This window comes from Phytobacter palmae (assembly GCF_039409775.1).
Classification (GTDB): Bacteria; Pseudomonadota; Gammaproteobacteria; order Enterobacterales; family Enterobacteriaceae; genus Phytobacter; species Phytobacter palmae.
Window position 1 is genome coordinate 513,967 of sequence record NZ_JBCIVJ010000002.1, and the last position, 6,259, is coordinate 520,225.

Below are 6,259 nucleotides of genomic sequence, written 5' to 3' on the forward strand. Positions count from 1 at the left end.
GATGACTACCCAGGCTGTTTCTGGTCGCCGCTATTTCACCAAAGCGTGGTTGATGGAACAAAAATCGCTGATCGCTTTGCTGGTGTTGATTGCCATTGTGTCGACCATGAGTCCGAACTTTTTTACCGTCAACAACATGCTGAATATCCTGCAGCAGACCTCCGTTAACGCCATTATGGCGGTTGGCATGACGCTGGTCATTTTAACTTCCGGGATCGATCTGTCCGTCGGTTCTCTGCTGGCGTTGACCGGTGCGGTTGCCGCGTCGCTCGTAGGTATGGAAGTGAATGCGCTGGTAGCTGTCGCCGCCGCTCTGGCGCTGGGAGCTGCGATTGGCGCGGTAACCGGTACTATCGTGGCGAAAGGGCGTGTTCAGGCGTTTATCGCAACTCTGGTCATGATGCTGTTACTGCGTGGTGTGACGCTGGTTTATACCAACGGAAGTCCGATCAACACCGGTTTTACTGATAACGCAGATGTTTTTGGCTGGTTCGGTATTGGTCGCCCGCTGGGTATCCCGACGCCGGTATGGATCATGGCGCTTGTCTTTATCGCCACCTGGTACTTACTGCATCACACTCGTCTGGGGCGCTATATCTATGCTCTCGGGGGAAATGAAGCGGCAACCCGCTTGTCTGGTATCAGCGTCGATAAAGTTAAAGTAATTGTCTACTCTTTGTGTGGTCTTTTGGCATCGCTGGCGGGCATTATTGAAGTTGCGCGCCTCTCCTCAGGACAACCGACAGCAGGCACTGGCTATGAGCTGGATGCTATCGCTGCGGTAGTGTTGGGTGGTACCAGTCTGGCAGGCGGTAAAGGGCGTATTGTTGGGACATTGATCGGCGCATTAATTCTCGGCTTTCTGAATAATGGATTGAATTTGTTAAGCGTTTCCTCCTATTACCAGATGATCGTTAAAGCAGTGGTGATTCTGCTGGCGGTGCTGGTAGACAACAAAAAACAGTAATTACCTACACTACAGGACATCATGATATGAACATGAAAAAACTGGCCACTCTGGTTTCTGCTGTTGCACTGAGCGCCACCGTAAGCGCGAACGCGATGGCGAAAGATACGATTGCATTGGTTATTTCCACACTGAACAACCCGTTCTTCGTCAGCCTTAAAGATGGCGCGCAGAAAGAAGCGGATAAACTGGGTTACGATCTGGTTGTGCTGGATTCACAAAATAACCCGGCAAAAGAGCTGGCTAACGTGCAGGATTTAACGGTTCGCGGTACCAAACTGCTGCTCATCAACCCGACTGATTCCGACGCTGTAGGTAACGCCGTGAAGATGGCGAATCAGGCAAAAATCCCGGTTATCACTCTTGACCGCGCTGCTGCGAAAGGCGAAGTGGTAAGCCATATCGCTTCTGATAACGTGCTGGGCGGTAAAATTGCTGGCGACTACATTGCCAAGAAAGCAGGTGAAGGCGCGAAAGTTATCGAACTGCAAGGTATTGCCGGTACTTCTGCTGCCCGTGAGCGTGGCGAAGGCTTCCAGCAGGCTGTTGCAGCCCACAAATTTAATGTCCTGGCGAGCCAGCCGGCTGACTTTGACCGTACAAAAGGCCTGAACGTTATGCAGAACCTGCTGACGGCTCATCCGGATGTCCAGGCGGTGTTTGCACAGAACGATGAAATGGCGCTGGGTGCAATGCGCGCACTGCAAACTGCCGGTAAGACAGATGTGATGGTGGTTGGGTTTGACGGTACGCCTGATGGTGTAAAAGCCGTTAATGACGGCAAAATGGCTGCGACGATTGCTCAGCTTCCGGAAATGATCGGCGCGAAAGGCGTAGACACCGCAGCACAGGTGCTGAAAGGTGAAAAAGTCCACGCGAAGATCCCGGTAGACCTGAAACTGGTTATTAAACAATAAAAATCGTCAGGCTATCTCATCGCGATAGCCTGAAAAAAGCATCAAGAAAAGCAGAGCTCGCGCCATCCGCTGGCGGGTGGCGCATTTTAACGGACAAGCTCATCATGAAAACCACAGGCAAACTTGTTGTCCTCGGTAGTATTAATGCCGATCACATTCTTAACCTTGAATCGTTCCCAACCCCCGGCGAGACCGTTACCGGCACGCAATATCAGATTGCATTTGGTGGTAAAGGCGCAAACCAGGCGGTCGCTGCCGGACGCAGCGGTGCGGATATTGCCTTTATTGCCTGTACGGGTGATGACGACACCGGTGAACGTGTCCGCCAGCAACTGATCAGCGACAATATTGATGTGGCCCCCGTTAGTGTGATCGCTAATGAGTCGACCGGCGTCGCGCTGATTTTTGTTAATGGCGAAGGTGAGAATGTCATCGGTATTCATGCGGGGGCGAACGCGGCGCTTTCTCCGGCGCTTGTTGATGCACAGCGTGAGCGTATTGCACAGGCGTCCGCTCTGTTGATGCAGCTGGAATCTCCGGTAGAAAGCGTACTGGCAGCAGCGCGTATTGCTCATGAAAACCAGACCATTGTGGCGCTCAACCCTGCCCCGGCACGTGAGCTTTCTGATGAACTGCTGGCGCTGGTGGATATCATCACACCTAATGAAACCGAAGCCGAAAAACTGACGGGTATTAATGTTGCCAGCGATGAAGATGCGGCGCGTGCGGCGCAGGTGCTACATGCTAAAGGTATTGATACGGTCATCATTACGCTGGGAAGCCGTGGCGTCTGGGCGAGTGTGAAAGGCGACGGTCGCCGCGTTCCGGGCTTTAAAGTGAAAGCCATTGATACCATTGCAGCCGGGGATACGTTTAATGGTGCATTGATGACCGCACTGCTGGAAAACCTCGCGCTGGATGAGGCTATTCGTTTTGCTCATGCGGCGGCGGCCATCGCTGTCACCCGCAAAGGCGCGCAACCTTCAGTTCCGTGGCGCAAAGAAATTGACGATTTCCTGGCTAAGCAGGGGTGATGATTGGCAACGATGAAGGATGTGGCCCGGATGGCGGGCGTATCGACGTCGACCGTTTCGCATGTCATCAATAAAGATCGCTTTGTCAGTGAGGCTATCCGCGAAAAGGTGGAGTCTGCGATCAAGGCGCTCAACTATGCGCCGTCTGCGCTGGCGCGCAGCCTGAAAATCAATCAAACCCGCACTATCGGGATGTTGATTACTGCCAGTACCAACCCTTTCTATTCTGAACTGGTGCGTGGTGTGGAACGTAGTTGCTTCGAACGTGGTTATAGCCTGGTGTTATGCAACACTGAAGGTGATGAGCAGCGCATGAACAGCAATCTGGAAACGCTTATGCAAAAGCGTGTCGATGGGCTACTGCTTTTATGTACTGAAACCCATCAGCCTTCCCGGGAAATCCTGCAGCGTTATCCCTCAGTTCCCACTGTAATGATGGACTGGGCTCCCTTTGATGGAGACAGTGATCTTATTCAGGATAATTCTCTGCTTGGCGGTGATATGGCGACGCAGTACCTGATTAACAAAGGTCACACCCATATTGCCTGTATTGCTGGGCCGCTGGATAAAACCCCGGCTCGCCTGCGCCTCGAAGGTTATCGTGATGCTATGGCCCGGGCGGGTCTGACCATTCATGATGGTAACGAAATTATCGGCAATTTCGAATTTAGCGGCGGCTATGAAGCGATGCAGATGCTACTGGCACTGGAAGTGCGCCCGCAGGCGGTGTTTATTTGTAATGATGCGATGGCTGTGGGGGCTTACCTGGCGCTTTATCAGGCAGGATTGCGTGTGCCCCAGGATATTGCAATTGTTGGTTATGACGACATTGAACTGGCGCGGTATATGACGCCGCCGCTCACCACCATTCATCAGCCGAAAGATGAATTGGGTGAGCTGGCGATCGATGTACTGATTCACCGTATCTCCGACCCTACGCAACAGCAACAGCGGCTACAGCTTACGCCAGTGTTGATGGAGCGTGGTTCAGCGTAGTATTAATGCTTTTCTTTTATCAGGTTACGCCCGTCTTTCGGCTTTAAGAGCATAAAGGTCAGGGCGGATACCAGAGTAATTGCTCCCATCGTCACAAAGGTATAGTGAAACTGTTCCACGGTATTCGCGCTGTCAAACCCTTCATAAAACCGCAACACTGCCGCACTGACAGCGACACCAAGGCTGATGGAGAGCTGTTGCGTTACGGCCAGAACACTATTCCCGCTACTGGCGTTTTCGTCAGTCAGATCGGCAAGCGTGATGGTATTCATGGCGGTGAATTGCGTGGACATGGCCATCCCCAGAATGAACAGCGGTAATATCAGCAGCCATACTTCCATTGATGGCGATTGCAGAGAAAATTGCGCAATCATCAAACCGATAAACAGGGTAATGGCTACCAGTGTTTTCCTGTAACCCAGACGGCGTAATACCCGGGTGACCAGCGATTTTGCCAGAATTGACCCCATTGCCGTCGGCGCCATCATGCATCCGGCAATCAGCGCAGGGTAGCCAAACCCAACCTGTAGCATAAGCGGCATCAAAAATGGGACACAGCCCGTCCCCAGTCGAGAAGCAATATTACCGACAATACCGACAGAGAAGGTACGCGTCTTGAACAAATTGAGCGAAATTAGCGGGGTGGGATGGCGGCGCGCGTGGCGAATATAAAGAAGAAATAACAGCACACCGCTCAGGATAACGGCCGATGCCAGCCAGCTTGCGACAATTTTCTCGCCAAACAACTCCATGCCACTGGAAAACAGGACCAGGCTCAGGCCGAAAAGGAAAAAGCCGCCGGTATCGAAGCCCTTACGCGGTGTGGTGAAATTGGGCATATATTTTCGAGCATATAAAATCCCGGCTATGCCAATCGGAATATTAATAAGGAAGATCCAGTGCCAGCTTGCCCAGGTCACGAGAACGCCACCCAATACCGGGCCGAGGATGGGCCCAACCAGGCCTGGCATAGTGACAAAATTGAGTACCGGCAGAAGCTCACTACGCGGATAGGCGCGTAGCAATGCCAGGCGTGCAACCGGCATCATCATTGCGCCGCCGATCCCCTGAATCACGCGAAAGCATACCAATGCCCCGAGCGACGTCGAGAGCGCACAGGCCAGTGAACCCAGCGTAAAGAGGGTGACGGCCAACATGAAAACCCGCCGGGTACCAAAACGATCCGCCAGCCAGCCGCTTGCCGGAATCAGCATGGCGACCGTCAGAGTGTAACTAATAATGGCGGACTGCATCGCAAGAGGAGAACGGTCAAGGCTCTGTGCAATAGCAGGTAACGCGGTGTTCAGGATAGTGGCGTCCAGCGCCTGCATAAAGAATGCCATGGCCGCAATCCACGGCAAACCGGCCATACTGCGAGCTTTCTTTTCCGTCATTCTTTGTCCTGTTATTTTGCCGAGGGTGTGTTTGGCGTCTTCAACAGAGCCTGGCAGGCCTGAAAGGCATTTTCCCCATCACTTTCCTGAATGGCGTCAACAATAGCCTGGTGAAGATCGAGCTTTATGGCCTGGTCCTGAGTAATAGAAGTGAAGTAGGTATGGTATATAGAATGAAACAGCGTTGCGAAAGAGATAAGAAAAGGATTAGCACTCATCGTATAAATATGTTCGTGCCAGGACATATCAACTTCAATCCAGCGCTCACGGTTAAAGTGCTTTTTCAGATACACCATCTCTTCCATTAATGTATTTAGATGTGCTTTTTGTTCCGCACTGCCTGATTGCGCTGCCAACTGGCAAGCCTGTGGTTCGAGGCTACTACGCATAACAAGGAAGTGCTGGATGACTTCGTGAAAATTATCCTCACTCATCCACCAGACCAGTAACTCTTTATCAAGAAAATTCCAGTTTTCTCTGGGCATCACTCGGGTACCGATTCGCGGGCGAGGAAGCACCATACCTTTTGCCGTTAATGTCTTTACTGCCTCCCTGACCGCTGTACGGCTTACGCCGAACTGTTCACCCAACTCCATCTCACCAGGCAAAATGCTGCCCGGGGCATAATCGCCTCTCAGGATTTGTTGTGCCAGTTTCTCCGCCAGCACCCATGAGAGGTTTTTTTGCGCGGCAAGCTGTTGTGCGTTCAAAGACATTTATCGCTTCCTTTTGTTCTTATTCACTCTTTAGTATGCCATCGGGGCTATTCCTGTGGTGGCAAAAACAGCAAAACAGGCTTTTTACGGTGCTTTTTACCGCGTCTTGCTGAAAAAAGAGACGGTTAAAAACTTTTTTGAAATTTATGCTTGTCACTTCACAGGAACTCCCTATAATGCGCCTCCACTGACACGGAACAACGGCAGACAAGCCGCCGGGTCAGCGGGGTTCTCC

At 51.9% G+C, this 6,259-nt stretch carries 6 protein-coding genes and 1 pseudogene; 5 read left to right on the forward strand and 2 right to left on the reverse strand.

Annotated elements, in window-relative coordinates; all coding sequences use genetic code 11:
• Position 1: 1 nt before the first annotated feature.
• From rbsC to rbsR, 4 genes are all read left to right on the forward strand, one after another.
• A complete protein-coding gene (rbsC, locus tag AAIG39_RS05090; protein WP_343193317.1) occupies positions 2 to 967 on the forward strand; it encodes a ribose ABC transporter permease in 966 nt (321 codons plus the stop codon).
• 26 nt (positions 968 to 993) lie between these two features.
• A complete protein-coding gene (gene rbsB / locus AAIG39_RS05095) occupies positions 994 to 1,884 on the forward strand; it encodes a ribose ABC transporter substrate-binding protein RbsB (protein WP_090088016.1) in 891 nt (296 codons plus the stop codon).
• Between the two features lie 104 nt (positions 1,885 to 1,988).
• A complete protein-coding gene (gene rbsK / locus AAIG39_RS05100; protein ID WP_343193318.1) occupies positions 1,989 to 2,918 on the forward strand; it encodes a ribokinase in 930 nt (309 codons plus the stop codon).
• Between the two features lie 3 nt (positions 2,919 to 2,921).
• Entirely contained in the window at positions 2,922 to 3,914 is a 993-nt protein-coding gene (gene rbsR, locus AAIG39_RS05105) for a ribose operon transcriptional repressor RbsR (protein WP_249572151.1), read from the forward strand.
• 2 nt (positions 3,915 to 3,916) lie between these two features.
• Here rbsR and mdtD read toward each other — a convergent pair whose 3' ends face one another.
• On the reverse strand, positions 3,917 to 5,308 hold the full coding sequence (gene mdtD / locus AAIG39_RS05110; protein WP_090088011.1) for a multidrug transporter subunit MdtD: 1,392 nt from the start codon (positions 5,306 to 5,308) through the stop codon (positions 3,917 to 3,919).
• An 11-nt stretch (positions 5,309 to 5,319) separates the two neighbouring features.
• On the reverse strand, positions 5,320 to 6,024 hold the full coding sequence (locus AAIG39_RS05115) for a FadR/GntR family transcriptional regulator (RefSeq protein ID WP_090088009.1): 705 nt from the start codon (positions 6,022 to 6,024) through the stop codon (positions 5,320 to 5,322).
• A gap of 55 nt (positions 6,025 to 6,079) precedes the next feature.
• Here AAIG39_RS05115 and AAIG39_RS05120 point away from each other — a divergent pair.
• A pseudogene (locus AAIG39_RS05120) lies at positions 6,080 to 6,259 on the forward strand (hypothetical protein); the annotation flags it as partial.